This is a genomic window from Pseudomonas sp. zbq_18 (assembly GCF_043102245.1).
Taxonomy (GTDB): Bacteria; Pseudomonadota; Gammaproteobacteria; order Pseudomonadales; family Pseudomonadaceae; genus Aquipseudomonas.
On record NZ_JBICIT010000016.1, the window covers coordinates 156,259 to 176,263 of the forward strand.

Genomic DNA, 20,005 nt, shown 5'->3' on the forward strand with positions numbered 1-20,005 from the left:
TGCCTCAGAGTCGGATGGTTTCGCGACCCAGGTGTTCGGCGTACCAGTCGTAAGCCGACTGCAGCCCTTCCTTGAGGCCGATGCGGGCCTGCCAGCCGAGTGCGGCGAGGCGCTCCACGTCCATCAACTTGCGCGGTGTGCCGTCGGGCTTGCTGCTATCGAAGACGATCCGCCCCTGGTAGCCCACCACCTGCGCCAACAGCTCGGCGAGTTCACGGATGGTGACATCGGTACCGGTGCCGACATTGATGTGCGAGAGCATGGGTTGGGTGTTGGCGCGGTAGGTTTCGCTGTCGATACCCATGACGTGGAGGCAGGCGGCGGCCATGTCGTCCACATGCAGGAATTCGCGCTTCGGGGTGCCGGTGCCCCAGATAACCACTTCCTCGGCCTGGTTCTGCTTGGCTTCGTGGAAGCGGCGGATCAGTGCCGGGATGACATGGCTGTTTTCCGGATGGTAGTTGTCGTATGGGCCGTAGAGGTTGGTTGGCATCACCGAGCGATAGTCGGTGCCATGTTGCCGGTTGTACGACTCGCAGAGCTTGATGCCGGCGATCTTGGCAACCGCATAGGGCTCGTTGGTGCCCTCCAGTACGCCGGTCAGTAGGGCGCTTTCCTGCATGGGCTGGCTGGCCAGCTTCGGGTAGATGCAGGAGCTGCCGAGGAACAGCAGCTTGCGTACTCCGGCGGCGAACGCCTGATGAATGACATTGCACTGGATCATCAGGTTTTCGTAGATGAAGTCGGCCGGGTATTCATTGTTGGCGTGTATTCCGCCGACCTTCGCGGCAGCTAGCACGACGTAGTCGACCGGGTTGTCCCGGAAGAATGCCTGGACGGCCGCCTGCGAGGTCAGGTCCAGCTCGGCGTGGGTGCGCGTGATGATGTGCTGGTAACCCTCGGCCTGGAGTTTGCGCACGATGGCGGAGCCGACCATGCCACGATGACCGGCTACGTAGATGCGGGTATTCAGGGGGAGCTTGTGCATGTCGAACTCCCCTCTTACTCGTGGTAGGACATGATCTTGTAGCCGCTCTGCTGGACCAGCGCATCACGCTGCGCCAACTTGAGGTCTTCGCTGATCATTTCGGCCACCAGCTCCTCGAAGCTGATCTTCGGTTCCCAGCCCAGGTCGCGCTTGGCCTTGGAGGGGTCGCCGAGCAGGGTTTCCACTTCGGTCGGGCGGTAGTAGCGCGGGTCGACGCGCACGATGATGTCGCCGGCCTTCATGCCGGTCACGGCCTCGTTGGCCACGTCGATGACTGCGCAGACCTCTTCCTCGGCCTCGCCGCGCCACTCGATGCTGACGCCCAGCTCCTTGGCCGAGACTTCGATGAACTGGCGTACCGAATACTGGCGGCCGGTGGCGATGACATAGTCGTCAGGCTTGTCCTGCTGCAACATGAGCCACTGCATTTCCACGTAGTCGCGGGCATGGCCCCAGTCGCGCAGGGCGTTCATGTTGCCCATGTACAGACAGTCCTGCAGGCCTACGGCGATACGGCTCAGGCCGCGGGTGATCTTGCGGGTGACGAAGGTTTCGCCGCGCAGCGGGGACTCGTGGTTGAACAGGATGCCGTTGCAACCATAGATGCCATAGGCCTCGCGGTAGTTGACGGTCATCCAGAAGGCGAACTGCTTGGCGACCGCGTAGGGCGAGCGCGGGTAGAAGGGCGTGGTTTCCTTCTGCGGGATTTCCTGCACCAGGCCATAGAGCTCGGAGGTCGAGGCCTGGTAGAAGCGGGTCTTCTTTTCCAGGCCGAGGATGCGGATGGCCTCGAGAATGCGCAGGGCGCCCATGGCGTCCACGTCTGCGGTGTACTCGGGGGACTCGAAGGAAACCGCCACGTGGCTCTGGGCGCCGAGGTTGTAGATCTCGTCCGGCTGGCACTGCTGGATGATGCGCACCAGGTTGCTGGTGTCGGTCAGGTCGCCGTAGTGCAGGATCAGGTTACGGTTCTTGGTGTGCGGGTCCTGGTACAGATCATCGATGCGGTCGGTATTGAAAGAAGAGGCGCGACGCTTGATGCCGTGGACGATGTAACCTTTTTCCAACAGGAAGCGCGCGAGGTAGGCGCCGTCCTGTCCGGTCACGCCAGTAATGAGTGCAACTTTACGGGTCATGGTGTCTTTCCTTCTTCGGCCGGGCGTTCCGGCGGATAACTGATGAAAAATATAGTCTCGTTGTGGCCGGGCTCAGGAGTTTGGGGTAGTCACTCTGCTGCTGTTCTGGCCGTGCTGCGCAAGCAGTTGTCGATAGAGGTTGTCGTAACCATCCGCCATGCGTTTGGCGGTGAAGTACTCCCAGTACCGGCTTTCAGCCTGGCGTCCCATCTGCTTGGTCTGCTCGGGATGTGCCCACAGGTGATCCATGGCCTGTCGGAAAGCCGCGGGATCGCTCGGGGGAACTACCAATCCTGTTTGCGCATGTTGATTGATATAGCTGGTGCCTGTGCCAATCTCGCTGGAGATCATCGGTTTGCCGTGCATTGCGCCTTCTAGTAGGGAGATGCCAAAGGCTTCCGAGCGCATATTAGAGGGGAAGGTAACGGCGTAGCAGAGATCCAGCAGGGCGACCTTGTCTTCGTCCGATACGGCCCCGACGAAGAAGACGTTATCCAGGTTGTCGCGCTGTGCCTGGGCCTTGAGCTCCTCCTCAACCGGGCCGGCGCCGACTATCACCAGTTTGAAGGGGGCGCCTTTCATCGCTTCCAGCAGGATATGCAGGCCTTTGTAGTAGCGCAGGACACCGACGAACAGGAAGAATCGTTCGCCAAAGTGCTGCCGCCAGTGTTCACGGTTGTTGTGCGAGGGTACCGGATAGGCTGCCTTGTCCAGGCCTATGGGGATGACCCGGGTCTTGTCCTGATGCCGCCGCAGAACCGGGCTGCTGTGTAGGTAGTTCGGCGAGGTCGCGACGATGGCGTCGACGCTGCTCAGGAAGCTGTGCATCAGCGGCCGATACAGCTTGAGCAGCGTGGCCTGGCGCACGATGTCGGAGTGGTAGGTGACCAGGCTGGGCTTGTTCAGGCGGCAGGCCAGGTGCACCAAATCCATGAAGGGCCAGGGGAAATGGTAGTGGATGATGTCGGCTTCCCTGGCCAGCTCGCGAAACATGCGCAGGGCAGAGAGGGAGAATCCGGTAGACGCGATCTGCAGGTCCAGTTTAGCCTGGTAGGCCTTGTGGCTGCCCAGGTCGACGGGCTGCGCTGCTGCTTTGCTGCTGAGCGAGAGCACGTCGGTGCTGATGCCCAGGTCGGCAACGCCACTGGCGATCTGGTAGATGACCTGCTCTACCCCGCCTACGGAGTCGGGGTAATAGGTCTTATAGAAGTGCAGTACCTTCATTCGGCGGTGTCTTCATTCGTCAGAGGCCAGCTGGAACAAGAACTCTAGCTGGTGCTATACGGCAGGTGTGATCGTATGGTTTATGAACGACCGTACCTGTCGTCGAACCGCACTATGTCGTCTTCGCCCAGGTAATCGCCGCTTTGTACTTCGATGAGGACCAGGTCGATGACGCCGGGGTTGGCGAGGCGGTGCTTGTGCCCCGACGGAATGAAGGTCGACTCGTTGCTGTTCAGGATCAGCTCGCTGTCGCCATTGACGACCAGCGCCACGCCGCTGACCACAATCCAGTGCTCGCTGCGATGACGATGCATTTGCAGGGAGAGCGAGGCGCCGGGCTTGACGACGATGCGCTTTATCTTGAAGCGTTCGCTTTCCTCAAGCGTTGTGTAGGTTCCCCACGGACGGTGCACTGTGCGGTGCGTCAGATAGGCTTCATGTCCGCTCTGCTTGAGCTGCCCCGCGATATGTTTGACATCCTGGGCATGCTCCTTGTGTGTGATCAGCAGCGCGTCCGGGGTGTCGACCACGATGAGATCCTGCACGCCGACGAGGGCGGTCAGTCGCTCCGGACTGTGTACGAAGTTGTTGGCCGCAGCATGCTGGACCGTCTCTCCGCTGAAGCGATTGCCCTGCGCATCAGCCTCGACCAACTCGCTCATGGCGGACCAGGAGCCGATATCGCTCCAGCCGATGGTGCAGGGAACGGTGGCGACCCTGTCGGAGCGCTCCATCAGGGCATAGTCGATGGAAATGTCCGGCACCTTGCTGAAGCTGTCGGCATCGAGGCGAAGTCGCTGGTCGTTGTCCGAGTAGGTCGAGGCAGCGAGTGTGACTTCCACGGTCTCGAGTACTTCCGGGGCGTGAACCCGCATCTCGCTGACCAGCGTCCCGGCCTGGAAGCAGAACATGCCCGAGTTCCAGTAGAAATTGCCGGCCGCACAATAGTGCAGGGCGGTTGCCAGGTCCGGCTTTTCCACGAACCGCTTGACGCGCATGCCTTGCACGAGGCCGCCGCTGGTGTCGGCTTCGATATAGCCAAAGCCCGTCTCGGCATGAGTCGGCTCGATGCCGAAGGTCACCAGGTAGCCTTCCTGAGCCAGTTGCGCGGCCTGTCGGGCGGCACTGGCGAAGGCTTCTTCGTCCTGTATCAGGTGGTCGGCGGGAAGCACCAGCATGGTCGCCTCGGGGCCATAGCGGTGCAGCAGATAGAGGGCCGCGCTGGTTATGGCGGCGGCAGTGTTGCGGCCAGTCGGCTCAAGAATGTAGTTGAGCTCGCATTCTGGCGAGCGCTCGACTTCCTGATAGATGTCTTCGGTAGTGAAGAAAAGTTCCTGATTGGTGACGGTCAGGATGTCTTTCACGTCTTGGAGATGAAGTGCCCTGGCCAGAGTTTTCTGGAGAAGGGATTGACCGTCAGGCAGTGACAGGAATGGTTTGGGGTGCTTTTCGCGAGAGGCGGGCCACAAGCGGCTACCGGCTCCGCCGCAAACAATCACGGGGTACAACATCTATCGTCCTTAAAGGTTCGCTTATCCGGCAGATCTCTGGCGCTGAATTATCGCTTGGAATTGGCGTGACCAGTCGATCGCTGCGACGGAGGGCATTCCTGAGTGCGCATGTCGCAAAGGTTGTGTGATAAACCACTCAATTTAACTGTATTTCTGGCCGTCTGGCCAGAATCGCCTGTGAATGTAAAAAGCCCACCATGGGGTGGGCTTTTTACATTCATGCATATGGTGCCGGCACCAGGAGTCGAACCCGGGACCTACTGATTACAAGTCAGTTGCTCTACCAGCTGAGCTATACCGGCGAAGGCGCGCATTATAACCATTGGGAGGGCGGAGTAAACCCATAGCGGAGCAGAAGAAATGGTGCTTGGGTATTAGCAGGTCAATGTTTATGCACAATCTAGAGCTGCTTTCCCGGCGGCAGGTTGATTTCTGTGCAGGATCTCGCTGTTTTTCCTAAGAATCTGTTTTCTATGGCTATTTTGTTTCTGGCTAGAAAGCGTGCAGTCGGCTGGGCGCCAGCTGGTATAGGCGCTGCAGCCGCTTGTGCAGACTTTGCGCACAGAGTTATCCACAGTTTCTGTGGGTGAGTGTCAGGGGCGCTCAGCTAGCAGCAGCAGGTTGCGTGGAGTCAGGCTGTGGAGGCAGAAGGTGCCTAGGCGCGTTTCGTAGCCCTGTTCTTGTAGGTACAGGGCGCGGTCGAGTAGTAGCCAGAGCTCCAGGGGGCGGCGGAACAGGTTGCGCAGCAGTTCGAGGTTGCGTACCTCGGCGAGGCGCTGCCAGCCGCGCTGCTCCAGATCGGACCAATCCGGCTTGCCATTTATGGCGAAACCCTTGAGTTGAGCCAGGTCGTGGCAGTAGCTGGCGAAGTCCTTGCTCAGCCAGCTGACTGGCAGGGAGGGTGTGGGCAGGTAGTCGTCACTTCCGCGCTGCTCTCGCTGCAGCAGGTCGAAGGCGAGGCGGCGGGCCATCGACTGGTCGCGTTGCAGGCGCTGGCGGCGGCCTGCGGTGACGGTTTCGCTGAGGGGCAGGCCCAGGTCATCCCGGGAGAGGTGAAGTGTGGACTGTTTGGCGGGGCGGGAGAGCGGCTGGTAGTTCGCTGTGGCGATGCGGTTGTAGCAGCACGGTGCTACGGCCATCTGCTGGCAGCCTGCGCTGCTGGCCAGTTGCAGCAGGCGTACGTGCAGGTCGCCGCAGGCATGCAAGGCCACTGGGGTGCGTGCGGCGCAAAGGTGTTGCGCTGCATCTTCTACCAGTACGTCTTGCTGCAGGTGCTGGGCATCTATGAGCAGTCGCGCACTGAGTTGTTGTCCGGCGGTGACCAGCGCAGGGTCGTATTCCACGCAGGTCAGTGTGCCGCCTCGGTGGGCTAGAAGGCGGCCGAGATGGCCTTTGCCGGCGCACCAGTCCAGCCAGTGCTGCGGGGTCTGATCGAAGCTCAAGTGGCTGGAGAAGGCTTCGATTTGCTGCCACTTCCGTCCCGGTACATCGACGCTCAGGCGTGGGCTGGGCGAAGGCAGTGCTTGCTTCGGTAGCTCTCCAACATCGCTCAGCGCCTGCGCGGTGCGGGCCAGTGCGGGAAATGGTGCGGGTGCATCGAGCAGGTGCGGTTGGTTATGGCTGGCTTCGGCCTGTTCCAGGCTGCGGCTGCGTAGCCAAAGCGCCAGCTCGGGGTGATTCTGTTCCCAGGGTAGGCTCAGGTGTGTGAAGGGCTTGGGACGCCACAGTCGCTGATGGGCGATGAGGAAATCGTCCAGTGCCGTGAAGCGCTCAAGCAGGGTGGCGTTGGTGAGGGTCATGGCGGTAGATCACGCCCTCTCGGGAGAGAGGGCTATCTCATTAGCGGCCCTGGCAGGCGTCGACCCGCAGCTTGCGCTCGAGCAGACGGAAGGCGCGTACTAGCACGAAGGCAATGACCAGGTAGAACACCCCGGCAGCGAAGAAGATCTCCACCGGCAGGTAGGTACGGGCGATGATGGTGCGCGACATGCCGGTCAGTTCCAGCAGGGTCACGGTGCTGGCCAGGGCGCTGGCCTTGAGCATCAGGATCACTTCGTTGCTGTAGGCCGGCAGGCCGATGCGCGCCGCGCGTGGCAGGATGATGTAGATCATCGCCTGGGCACGCGACATGCCCAGCGCGCGTGCGGCTTCGACCTCGCCGGGCGGCACGGCCTGGATGGCGCCGCGCAGGATCTCGGCAATATAGGCTGCCGTGTGCATGGTCATGGTGATGACGGTGCACCAGTACGGATCACGCAGGTAGGGCCACAGCGGCCCTTGGCGCACGGCGTCGAACTGGGCCAGGCCGTAGTAGACCAAAAACAGCTGCACCAGCAGCGGGGTACCACGGAAGAAGAAGATATAGCCGTAGGGCAGGGCGCGCACATACCAGTGTTTGGAGGCGCGGGCGATGCCCATGGGCAGGGCGAGGATCAGGCCGGCGACGACGGCGACGGCCACCAGTTCGACCGTCAGGGCAGCGCCTTCGAGCAGCTTGGGCAGGTACTTGTAGATGACTTCCCAGTTCATCAGGCGCTCCGGACGAAGCCGCGGCTGGCGCGCTTCTCAAGCAAATGCATGCCGATCATGGCGATCACGGTCAGGCCAAGATAGATGAAAGCGGCAGCTAGATAGAAGGTGAAGGGTTCCTTGCTGGCGGTCACGGCGATCTGCGAGCGGCGCATGATCTCTTCCAGGCCGATGACCGAGACCAGGGCGGTGTCCTTCATCAGAATCATGAACAGGTTGCCCAGGCCGGGCAGGGCGATGCGCCACATCTGCGGCAGTATCAGCTTCCAGAGAATGCGGCCTTTGGACAGGCCGAGGGCCATGCCCGCTTCACGGTGGCCTTTGGGGATGGCCAGGATGGCGCCGCGGAAGACTTCGGTGGCGTAGGCGCCAAAGCACAGGCCGAGGGCGATGGTGCCGGCGGCGAAGGGGTTCAGCTCGAGGCTGCCAACGCCGAGGAACTCACCGAGCGCGGCCAGGCCCTGGACGGTGCCGAAATAGATCAGCAGCACCCAGAGCAGCTCGGGTACGCCGCGCACGATGGTGGAATAGGTGCCGCCAAGCCATTGCAGGGGCTTGTACGGGGAGGTCTTGGCCAGGGCGCCGAGCAGTCCAAGCACTAGGCCGAGGCACAGGGCGGACAGGGCCAGCTGGATGGTCACCAGCGTGCCGGCAGCGAGGGCGGGGCCGAAGCCGTGTAGGTCTAGGGTCATCTGAGGGCTACTGCAGAAGGACTGGCGCCGCCCGGGCGGGCGGCGCTAGCCGGTTGCATCAGTAGATGCTGAACGGGAAGTACTTGTCGTTGATCTTCTTGTAGGTGCCGTCTTCGACGATGCCTTTCAGGGCGGTGTTCAGCTTCTCGCGCAGCGGATCACCCTTGCGCACGGCGATGGCGATCTTGTCGTTGTCGAATACCGGGTCGCCCTTGAACTCGAAGTCTTTGCCGGCGTCGCTCTTCAGCCATTCCCAGTTGACGAACTTGTCGGCCAGCACGCCGTCGAGGCGGCCCGAGGACAGGTCGAGGTAGGCGTTTTCCTGGGTGTCGTACAGCTTGATTTCGACGGTGTCAGCCAGGTTGTCTTCCAGCCAGGTGCCGGCGATGGTGGCGCGCTGGGCGCCGATCACCTTGCCTTTCAGGCTGGCTTTGTCGGCCTTCAGGTCGCTGCTCTTCGGCGCGATGAACTGCAGCTTGTTGGTGTAGTAGGGATCGGTGAAGTCGACGGCCTGCTTGCGCTCTTCGGTGATCGACATGGAGGCGGCCAGGAAGTCGAACTTCTTGGCGTTCAGGGCCGGGATGATGCCGTCCCAGTCGGACGTGACCACTTCGCACTCGGCACCCATCTTGGCGCACAGGGCCTGGGCGATCTCGACATCGAAGCCGCCGACCTGGCCGCTGGCGTCGATCAGGTTGAAGGGCGGGTAGGCGCCTTCGGTACCGATCTTCAGTTTGTCAGCGGCTACCGCCTGGGCGCCGAAGGCCAGGGTGGCGGCCGCGGCCAGCAGGATCTTTTTATAGTTGTGCATGCGTGATTGCTCCGTTTTTCAGTGATTGCTGGACATGAATTGTTTACAGCGAGCCGATTGCGGGTTGGTGAAGACCTGTTCGGGCGGACCCTGCTCTTCAACCAGACCCTGATGGAGGAACACTACTTCGCTGGAGACCTGGCGGGCGAAATTCATCTCGTGGGTGACCAGCAGCATGGTGCGACCTTCCTCGGCCAGCGCGCGGATCACATTAAGCACTTCCTGTACCATTTCCGGGTCGAGGGCCGAGGTCGGCTCGTCGAACAGGATCACCTTGGGCTGCATGGCCAGGGTGCGGGCAATGGCGGCGCGCTGCTGCTGGCCGCCGGAAAGCTGATTGGGGTAGACATGGCGCTTGTCGGCGATGCCGACCTTGGCCAGCAGCGCCTCGGCTACCTCGGTGGCCTCGGCCTTGCTCTGGCCGAGCACGCGGCGCGGTGCTTCGATGATGTTGTCGAGCACGCTCATGTGCGGCCACAGATTGAAATTCTGGAAAACGAAGCCTATCTCGCTGCGCAGGCGATTGATCTGCTTGTTGTCGGCGGCGATCAGCTCGCCGTTCTTTGCTGCTTTCAGCTTGAGCTCTTCGCCGGCCACCAGGATCTGACCCTGGTGCGGGTTCTCCAGCAGGTTGATGCAGCGCAGGAAGGTGGACTTGCCGGAGCCGGAGGAGCCGAGGATGGAGATCACGTCGCCGTCGCGTGCGGTCAGTGAGATGCCCTTGAGCACTTCGAGGTCGCCGTAGCGTTTGTGCAGGTTGCGGATTTCCAGCGCGGGCGTTGCCTCGGCCATGGGGGTTCCTCTTCTTATACGGATGCGCTCCGGCGGCTGGGGTCTTCCTGACGTGCCGGTGAACCTAGCATAGCGCCAGCATCAGAGCCAAGCCGGTGGCGGCCTGTGCATGGCACTGTCGGTGCTGGTTGTCGCATCGTGACAGTTGCGTGTCGCGCCCGTACACAAAGGCTGCGTATGGCACGAAAGACGGACAAAGAAAAACCCCGAGGAATCGCTTCACTCGGGGTTTTCGGTATTAGTGGTGCCCAGGGACGGAATCGAACCGCCGACACGGGGATTTTCAATCCCCTGCTCTACCGACTGAGCTACCTGGGCAACGGGGCGCTATTAAACGGATTTGGCCGGGTAGTGTCAAGCAAGGGAATGAAAAAAATTTCAGTACAAACGGGAGGTTACGGAATTTCAGCGGCAGCCGGTGTTTGGCTGCCGGGTTCGAGGGGCTGGTTGCGACTGCCGCAGGGCGGTCGCGGCCAAGGCCCCTCCTACAAGTGCTTAGGCGCTTGGTGGTACGTAGCCGTCGGCCTGGGCGTAGTCCTGGCCGGAGAAGAACTTGTCCATCTCGGTTTGCAGAAACTTGCGATCCTCGGCGTTCATCATGTTCAGCCGGCGTTCGTTGATCAGCATGGTCTGGTGCGCCTGCCACTCTTCCCAGGCCTTCTTCGATACGTTGTCGTAGATGTCCTGGCCCTTGGCGCCGGGGTAGGGCGGGCGATCGAGGCCGGGCAGTTCCTCGTTGTATTTGCGGCAGTGGACGGTACGACTCATGAGGCTTCTCCTGCATTCAATTCTTGCGCGGCTCGTTTAAGGAGCTTCTTCACCGGGGCGGCCAGGCCCAGGCGCGGCGGGCTGGCGAGGTTATACCAGAGCCAGTCGCCCTCGGCCACGGCGGCTCCCGGCTGCTCCACGCGCACCAGCCAGGGTTCGATAGCCAGTTGGAAGTGGCTGAAGGTATGGGTCAGCCCGGCCAGTGCCTGGCGCTCGCCAAGCTGCAGGGCGTGCTGGTCAGCCAGGGCGTCGAGGGCGCCGAGGTCGTCCAGTTCCGGCAGGCTCCACAGGCCGCCCCACAGGCCGCTGGAGGGGCGCCGGTAGAGCAGGATGGCACCTTCGGCATTGGCCAGCAGCGGCATCAGCGTACGTTTCTGTGGCAGAGCCTTGCGCGGCTTGGGCTCGGGGAAGTCGCTTTCGCGGCCGAGCAGATGGGCGCGGCAGCCGTCGCGCACCGGGCACAGCAGGCAGCTGGGCTTGCTGCGGGTACAGAGGGTGGCACCGAGGTCCATCATCGCCTGGGTGTAGTGGTTGACCCGTTCATGCGGGGTCAGCTGCTCGGCCAGTTGCCACAGCTGTTCGGCGACCTTGGGCTCGCCCGGATAGCCTTGCTGGGCCTTGTAGCGGGCCAGCACGCGCTTGACGTTACCGTCGAGTATCGGTGCGCGCAGGCCCATGCTCAGGCTGGCGATGGCGCCGGCGGTGGAGCGGCCGATACCGGGCAGCTCGGCGAGTGCTTCGACCGAGCGCGGAAATTCGCCGCCATGCTGCTCGACCACCGTTTTCGCCGCCTTGTGCAGGTTGCGCGCACGGGTGTAGTAGCCGAGGCCGGTCCACAGGTGTAGCACTTCGTCCTCGGGCGCTTCGGCCAGCGCCTGCACGCTTGGCAGGGCTTCCATGAAGCGGTCGAAGTAGCCGAGTACGGTGCTGACCTGGGTCTGCTGCAGCATGATCTCGGAGACCCACACGCGGTACGGGGTGATGCCCTGTTGCCAGGGCAGGTCCTTGCGTCCGTGCTGGTCATACCAGGCCAGCACGGCGCCGTTGAATTGCTCGGGGGTCATCGGTTGAACAGGCCCTTGAGCGCGTCCTTGAGTTCCGGGCTGACCTTGTCGCCGAGCTTCTCTTCGATCTTTTCGCTGAGTTTGTCGCCGGCCAGTTTGGCGGCCACCTTGGTCAGGCCTTCCTTGTCCACGCGGCAGGCCTTGGCACCCAGCTCCAGTGGGCCGCGGCAGCGCAGCGGCCATTCGAGGCCGACATAGCGCTCGTTGACCTGGCAGGCCGGGTCCGGCATGGCGCTCTTGTCGCCCTCGATGACGATGCCGACGCGGTAGTCCATGCCCAGCACGCGCAGGTCGACGTCGCCGTGGCCGTTGACGGTCAGGCCGGGAATACGTGCCTTGAGGTCGGGGTTGCTGGCGACGCCATTGGTGAAGTTCAGGCTGCCGCGCAGCTCATCGAAGGGGGTGTCCTTGCCGCGTTGCTCGCCGGACAGTGACTTGCGGTTGAGGGTGGCGATGCCCTGGCACAGCTGCTGCTCCAGGTTGGCGTCGACCAGTACGCCATCGCTCAGGCTGAAATTGGCCTTGCCGGTGAGGGCGTCGACCCAGGCTTTCTGACTGTTGCCCTGGGTACGCACGTCGGCGCTGAGATCAAGCTTGCCGCGCAGCGGCGCTTTCTCGCCCTGGGCTTCGATCAGTTTTTCCACGGGGATGCGCTTGAGCTGCTTGCGTGCGGTGAGCAGTGGCACGGCCGGGCGCGCATCGAGTTGCGAGGTGGCGTTGAACTCGCCGCCGTACAGCTCGCCACGCAGCTCCTGCAGGCTGAGCAGGCCGGCTTTGGCGGTGGCCTTGAGGCTGGCATTCTCCAGCGGCAGCTTGTCGATGGTCAGCTGGCCGATGCCGAGATCGGCCTGCACGTCGAGCTTGCGCAGGGTATCCAGCGGCAGCATGGGCGTGCTGCTCCAGGCCTGCTGGGTCGGTGCGTCCGGCAGTGGTGTGCTGCCGCTCTTGCCGGCGGCGGCGACGGTCTGCTTGACCTCGTTCTTGCGTGCGGCGCCGGCGCTGGCGTCCTTGTCTTCCGGCGGCAGGTAGCGGTCAAGGTCGAGCTTGTCGCCCTTGAGCTGTACGCGCAGGGCCTGCTTGGCCAGGTCGGTGACGGCCAGCTTGCCGCTGAAGCTGCTGTCGTCGAGCTTCAGGGCCAGGTCGTCGAGGCTGATGCTGTTCGGTGTGCCGCCCAGGCGAGTGGACAGCTCGAAGCGGCTCAGGGTGCTCTGGTCGCGCATCGCTGGCAGGGCCACGCCGAGGCCGTCGAGAAACTCGCGCAGGTTGACCTGGGCGACGGACAGGCTGCCTTCGAGCTTGGCGGTCTTGTCCAGGTCGCGCAGCTTGAGCTCGCCGAGGGCGCGCAGCTGGTTGGCGGACAGCTTGATGCCTGTCCATTCGGCCACCTGTGCCGATTGGTCGAGCAGCAGCTGGCCCTGGCTGGAGAAGGTCAGGGTCTTGCCGTTGAGCGGCTCGCCGGAGGCCTCGCCGGCCAGCTTGATGTCCTGCAACTGGTAGCGTTTGAGGGCGCGATCGAAGCGCAGCAGGCCTTCCAGCTCGGTCTTGGCGCGCAGTACCGGCTTGTTGCTGCCGAGGAAGGCGAGCAGCTTGATCGGGATATCGGCGCTCTCGCGGATGGCGCCGGTGCTCAGCTCGATGCCTTCGGCGCTGAACTGCTGGCCACTCTGCTCGTCGTGATAGTCGACGCGCGAGTTGCTCACGGTGAGGCTGTCGATATCCAGCTTGAGCGGCTGGCCGCTTTCGTCAGTGGTTTGCGCGACCGGCTCGTCAGGCTGGGCGGGAGCCTTCGACTCGGCGCCGTTGCCGGGCTGTTCGGCCTGGCGACCGACGCCTTCCCAATTGCCGCGGCCCTGTTTGTCGCGCTGCAGGGTCAGGTCGAGACCGTCGACGCGAATGTCGCTCATCTGCACTTCCTTGCGCAGCAGTGGCAGCACGCGCACGGACAGGCCGATCAGGCGCAGGTCGGCGAAGGGTTTGTCCGGGGTGTCGGCGCTGGCCAGGGTGGCATCGGTCAGCTCCAGGCCGAGCCAGGGGAACAGGCTCCAGCCGATGTCGCCCTTGAGCTGCAGTTCGAGATTGGCCTTGTCGCGGGCCAGTTGCTGGATCTCGTCCTTGTAGTCGTTGGGGTCGAACAGATGGGTCAGGGCGAAGCCGAGACCGATGATGATCAGCAACAGGCCGAGTAGTAGCAGACCCAGGATCTTGCCGAAGGCTTTCATGGACCAGTCCTTGTGTGGGGTTCTTTTATGACCGGCGGGAGTATAACGCCGTCGCCGGTGGCGCGACGGTGAGCCGCAGGGTGGTGGCAGGGGTTTGGATAGCGCTGTCCGCGAGCGGTTCCCCTGGGTTTGGCATCCGGGGCAGGCAGGCCTGGCGGCTGCGGCCCATCCGCCGCCGGGCATTTGGGTTTAGGCTGGCGGCATAACAACGAGATTCGCCGAGGTTGCGATGAATGTGGTGGTGATGGCCGTGCCGCTGTACATCCTGCTGATTCTGCTGGAGCTCGCCTACGAGCGCTGGAGTGGGCGCCACACCTACCGCCTGGCCGATGCCACGACCAGCATCGACACCGCCGTGCTGCGCGTGCTGCTGGAAGGGCCGCTGCGCCTGCTGCTGGTGATTCCCTACGCCTGGCTCTACGAGCATGCGCGGTTGTGGACGCTGGACCCCGCGTCGCCCTGGACCTGGCTGCTCGGCTTCATTGCGGTGGATTTCTGTTTCTACTGGGCCCATCGCAGCCTGCACAGCGTCAACCTATTGTGGGGTGCGCACCAGCCGCATCACTCCAGCGAGGATTTCAACCTGTCCACCGCCTTGCGCAAAGGCGCCTTCCAGACGGCTTTCGATTGGCCCTTCTACCTGCCGCTGGCGCTGCTCGGCTTACCGCTACCGCTGTTTCTGCTGCTGCTTGGCGTGCAGCTGGTCTACCAGTTCTGGATTCACTCGCAGCATATCGGCCGCCTGGGTGTGTTGGAGTGGTTCATGGTCACGCCGAGCAATCATCGTGTGCATCACGGGCAGAATGACTACTGCATCGACAGGAACCACGGCGGCGTATTCATCGTGTGGGATCGCCTGTTCGGCACCTTTGCCGACGAGGCCGAGCCGGTGCGCTATGGCGTGACCACCCCGGTGCGCACCTTCGATCCGTTGCGCCTGCAGTTTTCCTGGTGGCGCCTGTTGTGGGGCGACGCCATGGCCGCGCGCTCATGGTGGGACAAGCTGCGTCTGTGGTGGATGCCGACCGGCTGGCGCCCGGCCGATGTGGCGGATCGGCCTTGGCCGCAGATGGGGGCGGAAATCTTCGAGCGCGCCTGTCCGCCCGCCATCAAGTGCTATGCCTTCGCCCAGTTCCTGCTGATCAATGGTCTGACTCTGGGCTATCTGGCTGCAGTCAGGCAGGTTGGCCCATGGTGGCCTTTGCTGGGCCTGGCACCCCTGATCGTGCTGGGGTGCGTCAGTCTTGGCCGCTTGTTCGAGGGGCGTGCCGGCGTTTTCTGGCTGGAGGCGGGCAGGTTGCTGTTGCTGGCCTTGCTGGCGTTGGTCTGGGGCGGGTGGCTGGCGCCGGGGCAGTGGCTATTGGGTGTTGGCCTGGGCAGCCTGTGTGCTGTCAGCCTGCTTTGGTTGGCGTGGCTGGCGCCGCGCCTGCAACCGGTTCAGGCATAGGCCGTTGGGAGATTGCCCTGGCCAATCGCTCCGATAGCCCGCGCGCCGACCACCGCCGGTAGCCGCGCAAGCCACGCCCCGCCTATAATGTCGGCCTTTTTCCGTCAGTAGCCTGTGGAGCTGGAGATGGCCGAACGTACGGCATCCGTCGAGCGCAACACCCTGGAGACCCAGATCAAGGTCTCGATCAACCTGGATGGCACCGGCAAGGCCAAGTTCGATATTGGCGTGCCGTTCCTCGAGCACATGCTCGACCAGATCGCCCGTCATGGCCTGATCGACCTGGACATCTACTGCAAGGGCGACCTGCACATTGACGATCACCACACCGTGGAAGACGTTGGCATTACCCTCGGCCAGGCCTTCGCCAAGGCCGTCGGCGACAAGAAGGGCATGACCCGCTACGGCCATTCCTACGTGCCGCTGGACGAGGCGCTGTCACGCGTGGTGATCGACTTCTCCGGTCGCCCGGGCCTGCAGATGCACGTGCCGTTCACCCGCGCGGTGGTCGGCGGTTTCGACGTCGACCTGTTCCAGGAATTCTTCCAGGGCTTCGTCAACCACGCCCAGGTCAGCCTGCACATCGACAACCTGCGTGGGCACAACACCCACCACCAGATCGAGACCGTGTTCAAGGCCTTCGGCCGCGCCCTGCGCATGGCCGTGGAACTGGACCCGCGCATGGCCGGGCAGATGCCGTCGACCAAGGGCACTCTGTAAATGCAGACCGTTGCTGTCATTGATTACGGCATGGGCAACCTGCACTCGGTGGCCAAGGCGCTGGAGCATGTCGGGGCCGGCCGCGTGCTGGTCACCAGCGATGCTTCAGTGATCCGCGAAGCCGACCGCGTGGTGTTCCCCGGTGTCGGCGCGATCCGCGACTGCATGGCCGAGATCAAGCGCCTGGGCTTCGATGCCCTGGTGCGCGAAGTCAGCCAGGATCGTCCGTTCCTCGGCATCTGCGTCGGCATGCAGGCGCTGCTGGAGCGCAGCGAGGAGAACGGCGGAGTCGACTGCATCGGCCTGTTTCCCGGCCAGGTGCGCTTCTTCGGCAAGGATCTGCATGAAGACGGCGAGCATCTGAAGGTGCCGCACATGGGCTGGAACGAAGTGCAGCAGAGCCTCGATCACCCGCTGTGGCACGAGATTCCGGACATGGGCCGCTTCTACTTCGTGCACAGCTATTACATCGAGGCCGGCAACCCGGCGCAGGTGGTCGGCCGCGGCCATTACGGCAAGGATTTCGCCGCGGCGCTGGCCGAGGGCTCGAAGTTCGCCGTGCAGTTCCACCCGGAGAAGAGCCATAGCCACGGCCTGCAGTTGCTGCAGAACTTCGTCGGCTGGGATGGCCGCCTCTAACCGCTTTCGTTTTGTTCCGGGCCCAGTGCGAGGCCCGGCCTGAGGACTCGCTGAAAATGCTGATTATCCCCGCTATCGATCTGAAGGACGGCGCCTGCGTGCGCCTGCGCCAGGGCCGTATGGAAGACTCCACCGTATTCTCCGATGACCCGGTGAGCATGGCCGCCAAGTGGGTCGAGGGCGGTTGCCGCCGCCTGCACCTGGTTGACCTCAATGGCGCCTTCGAAGGCATGCCGGTCAACGGCGAAGTGGTCACCGCCATCGCCAAGCGTTACCCGAACCTGCCGATCCAGATCGGCGGTGGCATCCGCACCCTGGAAACCATTGAGCATTACGTACGCGCCGGCGTCAGTTACGTGATCATCGGCACCAAGGCCGTTAAAGAGCCGGAATTCGTCACCGAGGCCTGCAAGGCCTTCCCGGGCAAGGTCATCGTCGGCCTGGATGCGAAAGATGGTTTCGTCGCCACCGATGGCTGGGCCGAAGTCTCCAGCGTGCAGGCCACCGACCTGGCCAAGCGTTTCGAGGCCGACGGCGTCTCCGCCATCGTTTATACCGACATCGCCAAAGACGGCATGATGCAGGGCTGCAACATCCCGGCGACCGTGGCCCTGGCTAATGCCAGCCGCATCCCGGTGATCGCCTCTGGGGGTATCCACAATATCGGTGATATCCAGGCCCTGTTGGCTACCAACAACCCCGGTATCGTCGGCGCCATCACCGGCCGCGCGATTTATGAGGGCACGTTGGACGTGGCTGAGGCGCAAGCCATCTGCGACCTGAAGAACAAGGTCGAATAAGTCGACGGAGCTCTAGCATGGCACTGGCAAAACGCATCATCCCGTGTTTGGACGTGGACAACGGCCGCGTGGTCAAGGGCGTCAAGTTCGAGAACATCCGCGACGCCGGCGATCCGGTGGAAATCGCCCGTCGCTACGACGAACAGGGTGCGGACGAGATTACCTTCCTCGACATCACCGCCAGCGTCGACGGTCGCGACACCACCCTGCACACGGTCGAGCGCATGGCCAGTCAGGTCTTCATTCCGCTCACCGTCGGTGGCGGTGTGCGCACCGTGCAGGACATCCGCAACCTGCTCAACGCCGGTGCCGACAAGGTGTCGATCAACACCGCCGCGGTGTTCACCCCGGAGTTCGTGGGTGAGGCGGCCGACCGCTTCGGCTCGCAGTGCATTGTGGTCGCCATCGACGCCAAAAAGGTCGCCCCTGGGCGCTGGGAAATCTTCACCCACGGCGGCCGCAAGCCGACCGGCCTGGATGCGGTCGAGTGGGCGAAGAAGATGGAGGGCCTGGGCGCCGGCGAGATCCTGCTGACCAGCATGGATCAGGACGGCGTAAAGAGCGGCTACGACCTCGGTGTAACCCGCGCCATCAGCGAGGCCGTGGGCATTCCGGTGATCGCCTCCGGCGGTGTCGGTAACCTCGAACACCTGGCCGCCGGCATCATCGACGGCAAGGCCGATGCGGTGCTGGCCGCCAGCATCTTCCACTTCGGCGAGTACAGCGTGCCGGAGGCCAAGGCCTACCTGGCCAGTCGCGGCATCGTGGTGCGCTGACCTGCCGGCAATGGCTGTCGCGCATCAGTATTGATGCGTCGCGCCGCGTGGTTCGCTTCTTGCGTGTTTATTACGGCAAATCGACTGTCTGGCTAGCTGCCGGGCAGTCGCTGTGACCTGGCTCACGGCGAGCAGGTGCCTGCGTGGCACTATGCGCGCTCATCCGACCGCCCGCAGAGGTGGCGTAGCAGGAAACTGTCCAACCTAAACACCACTTGGAGCTGTACTGCGATGTTGAAGTATCTGCGCAAGACGCTGTTCCTTGGTCTGTTCTGCCTGGCTGGCGGGGCACAGGCCGAGTTACCCGAAGATTACAAAGTGATCCTGCTGACGGAGAATTTCCCGCCGTTCAACATGGCCATCGACGAGAAAAACTTCGCCCGCGATGAAAATATCGATGGCATCAGTGCCGACCTGGTGCGCGAAGTGTTCAAGCGTGCCGGTGTCGGTTACACCCTCAGCCTGCGCTTCCCCTGGGACCGTATCTACCGCCTGACCCTGGACAAGCCCAACTATGGCCTGTTCTCCACCACCTACACCGAAGAGCGCAAGCCGCTGTTCAAGTGGGTCGGGCCGCTGGCCAAGAGCGAGTGGGTACTGCTGGCCGCGCCTGATAGCAACATCCAGGTAAACAGCCTGGAAGAAGCGCGCCAGTACACCATCGGCGCCTACAAGAACGATGCCGTCAGCCAGCATCTGGAAAGCCAGGGGATGACCCCGATCAACTCCCTGCGTGACCAGGAGAACGTGGCCAAGCTGATGAGCGGCAAGATCGATCTGTGGGCCACCACCGACCCGGTCGGCCGCTACATCGCCCGTCAGGAAGGGGCCAGTGGCCTGAAAGTCGTGCTGCGCTTCAATGCCGCCGAGCTGTACCTGGCGTTGAACAAGGAAACGCCCGACGAAGTGGTTCAGCGCCTGCAGCAGGCACTGGATGCACTGCGCAGCGAAGGCTACGTCGACGAGATCACCAACAGTTACCTCTGACCCACGTTGGCTATTCTCCCCAGACACGTCCGTGCGGCGCTTCGTGCTACCCTGCGCGCCCCACGGACGGCAAGCCGTTGCGTCGTGGCCTGACTTTCAAGGAACTCCATATGCTGTTGAAGCGACTGACTACGCTGCTGCTGGGTACCGGCCTGCTGTTTAGCGCCGCGGCCCATGCCGAACTGCCTGACGACTACAAGGTCGTGCTGCAAACCGAGAACTTCCCGCCCTACAACATGGCCACCAACGGCAAGAACTTCGCTCGCGAGGAGAATCTTGCCGGTATTGCCGTGGACATCGTGCGCGAGACCTTCAAGGCGGCGGGCATTCCCTACACCATGACCCTGCGCTTTCCTTGGGCGCGGGTCTACAAGATGGCCCTGGAAACGCCGAACAACGGCGCCTTCGTCATGGCCAAGCTGCCGGAGCGGGAAAAGCTGTTCAAGTGGGTCGGCCCCATTGGCCCGGATGACTGGGTGATGCTGGCGCGTGCCGACAGCACCATCAATCTGATCAGCCTGGAGCAGGCCAAGTCCTACCGGGTCGGCGCCTACAAGGGCGATGCCATTGAGGAGCACCTGCTCAAGTCGGGGCTGGAACCGATCAGTTCGCTGCGCGACCAGGAAAACGCGCACAAACTGGCCGAGGGCAAGATCGACCTGTGGGCCACCGGTGATCCTGCCGGTCGCTACCTGGCCAAGCAGGAAGGCATAACCGGCCTGAAGACCGTCTTGCGCTTCGACAGCGCCGAGCTGTTCCTGGCACTCAACCCGGAAACACCGGACGAAGTGGTCGAGCGCCTGCAGAAGGCACTCGATGGCCTGCGTGCCAGCGGCGAAGTGGACAAGATCTTCCAGAAATATGTCGACTAAACCGTCGACCATGAAAAAGCCCGGGCATGC

The 20,005-nt window shown here is 62.9% G+C and carries 19 protein-coding genes and 2 tRNA genes; 7 read left to right on the forward strand and 14 right to left on the reverse strand.

Annotated features, from left to right (window positions below):
* Positions 1-4: 4 nt before the first annotated feature.
* From ACF8C6_RS13340 to ACF8C6_RS13405, 14 genes are all read right to left on the reverse strand, one after another.
* A complete protein-coding gene (locus ACF8C6_RS13340) occupies positions 5-988 on the reverse strand; it encodes a GDP-L-fucose synthase family protein (protein ID WP_392499747.1) in 984 nt (327 codons plus the stop codon).
* A 14-nt stretch (positions 989-1,002) separates the two neighbouring features.
* Entirely contained in the window at positions 1,003-2,124 is a 1,122-nt protein-coding gene (gene gmd, locus ACF8C6_RS13345) for a GDP-mannose 4,6-dehydratase (protein ID WP_392499748.1), read from the reverse strand.
* 72 nt (positions 2,125-2,196) lie between these two features.
* Complete coding sequence (locus tag ACF8C6_RS13350; protein WP_392499749.1) at positions 2,197-3,348, reverse strand: glycosyltransferase family 4 protein; 1,152 nt, start codon at positions 3,346-3,348, stop codon at positions 2,197-2,199.
* Positions 3,349-3,428: 80 nt separating this feature from the next.
* Positions 3,429-4,859: a mannose-1-phosphate guanylyltransferase/mannose-6-phosphate isomerase gene (locus ACF8C6_RS13355; protein ID WP_392499750.1), complete on the reverse strand. Its 1,431-nt coding sequence runs from the start codon at positions 4,857-4,859 to the stop codon at positions 3,429-3,431.
* Between the two features lie 226 nt (positions 4,860-5,085).
* A tRNA-Thr gene (locus ACF8C6_RS13360) sits at positions 5,086-5,161 on the reverse strand.
* 291 nt (positions 5,162-5,452) lie between these two features.
* Positions 5,453-6,658, reverse strand: coding sequence for a methyltransferase (locus tag ACF8C6_RS13365; protein ID WP_392499751.1), 1,206 nt, complete (start codon positions 6,656-6,658; stop codon positions 5,453-5,455).
* Between the two features lie 40 nt (positions 6,659-6,698).
* Entirely contained in the window at positions 6,699-7,388 is a 690-nt protein-coding gene (locus ACF8C6_RS13370) for an ABC transporter permease (protein WP_277689624.1), read from the reverse strand.
* Complete coding sequence (locus tag ACF8C6_RS13375) at positions 7,388-8,080, reverse strand: ABC transporter permease (protein WP_392499752.1); 693 nt, start codon at positions 8,078-8,080, stop codon at positions 7,388-7,390. The genes ACF8C6_RS13370 and ACF8C6_RS13375 overlap by 1 nt, the downstream gene beginning before the upstream one ends.
* A gap of 58 nt (positions 8,081-8,138) precedes the next feature.
* Entirely contained in the window at positions 8,139-8,891 is a 753-nt protein-coding gene (locus tag ACF8C6_RS13380) for an ABC transporter substrate-binding protein (protein ID WP_277689622.1), read from the reverse strand.
* 18 nt (positions 8,892-8,909) lie between these two features.
* On the reverse strand, positions 8,910-9,683 hold the full coding sequence (locus ACF8C6_RS13385) for an ABC transporter ATP-binding protein (RefSeq protein ID WP_277689621.1): 774 nt from the start codon (positions 9,681-9,683) through the stop codon (positions 8,910-8,912).
* 242 nt (positions 9,684-9,925) lie between these two features.
* Positions 9,926-10,001: transfer RNA gene (locus ACF8C6_RS13390), tRNA-Phe, on the reverse strand.
* Between the two features lie 177 nt (positions 10,002-10,178).
* Entirely contained in the window at positions 10,179-10,451 is a 273-nt protein-coding gene (locus ACF8C6_RS13395) for an oxidative damage protection protein (RefSeq protein ID WP_277689620.1), read from the reverse strand.
* Positions 10,448-11,515 carry an A/G-specific adenine glycosylase gene (mutY, locus tag ACF8C6_RS13400; protein WP_341689739.1) on the reverse strand — a complete coding sequence of 356 codons (1,068 nt, stop codon included), beginning with the start codon at positions 11,513-11,515 and terminating at the stop codon, positions 10,448-10,450. Before mutY ends, ACF8C6_RS13395 begins: the two co-directional genes overlap by 4 nt.
* Positions 11,512-13,734 (reverse strand): AsmA family protein, encoded by a 2,223-nt coding sequence (locus ACF8C6_RS13405; protein WP_392499753.1) that lies wholly within the window; start codon positions 13,732-13,734, stop codon positions 11,512-11,514. Before ACF8C6_RS13405 ends, mutY begins: the two co-directional genes overlap by 4 nt.
* 229 nt (positions 13,735-13,963) lie before the next feature.
* Between ACF8C6_RS13405 and ACF8C6_RS13410 the strand changes: the two genes are divergently transcribed.
* From ACF8C6_RS13410 to ACF8C6_RS13440, 7 genes are all read left to right on the forward strand, one after another.
* Positions 13,964-15,181, forward strand: coding sequence for a sterol desaturase family protein (locus ACF8C6_RS13410; RefSeq protein WP_392499754.1), 1,218 nt, complete (start codon positions 13,964-13,966; stop codon positions 15,179-15,181).
* A 126-nt stretch (positions 15,182-15,307) separates the two neighbouring features.
* Positions 15,308-15,901: an imidazoleglycerol-phosphate dehydratase HisB gene (gene hisB, locus ACF8C6_RS13415; RefSeq protein WP_159970776.1), complete on the forward strand. Its 594-nt coding sequence runs from the start codon at positions 15,308-15,310 to the stop codon at positions 15,899-15,901.
* Entirely contained in the window at positions 15,902-16,540 is a 639-nt protein-coding gene (gene hisH / locus ACF8C6_RS13420) for an imidazole glycerol phosphate synthase subunit HisH (RefSeq protein ID WP_392499755.1), read from the forward strand. It abuts the gene before it with no gap.
* A gap of 56 nt (positions 16,541-16,596) precedes the next feature.
* The gene (hisA, locus tag ACF8C6_RS13425) at positions 16,597-17,340 is read left to right on the forward strand and encodes a 1-(5-phosphoribosyl)-5-[(5-phosphoribosylamino)methylideneamino]imidazole-4-carboxamide isomerase (RefSeq protein ID WP_392499756.1); all 744 of its coding nucleotides are present in this window, start codon (positions 16,597-16,599) and stop codon (positions 17,338-17,340) included.
* Positions 17,341-17,357: 17 nt separating this feature from the next.
* Positions 17,358-18,116 (forward strand): imidazole glycerol phosphate synthase subunit HisF, encoded by a 759-nt coding sequence (gene hisF / locus ACF8C6_RS13430; protein WP_277689614.1) that lies wholly within the window; start codon positions 17,358-17,360, stop codon positions 18,114-18,116.
* Positions 18,117-18,347: 231 nt separating this feature from the next.
* The gene (locus ACF8C6_RS13435; protein ID WP_277689613.1) at positions 18,348-19,103 is read left to right on the forward strand and encodes an ABC transporter substrate-binding protein; all 756 of its coding nucleotides are present in this window, start codon (positions 18,348-18,350) and stop codon (positions 19,101-19,103) included.
* A 110-nt stretch (positions 19,104-19,213) separates the two neighbouring features.
* A complete protein-coding gene (locus ACF8C6_RS13440; RefSeq protein WP_277689612.1) occupies positions 19,214-19,975 on the forward strand; it encodes an ABC transporter substrate-binding protein in 762 nt (253 codons plus the stop codon).
* Positions 19,976-20,005 lie beyond the last annotated feature (30 nt).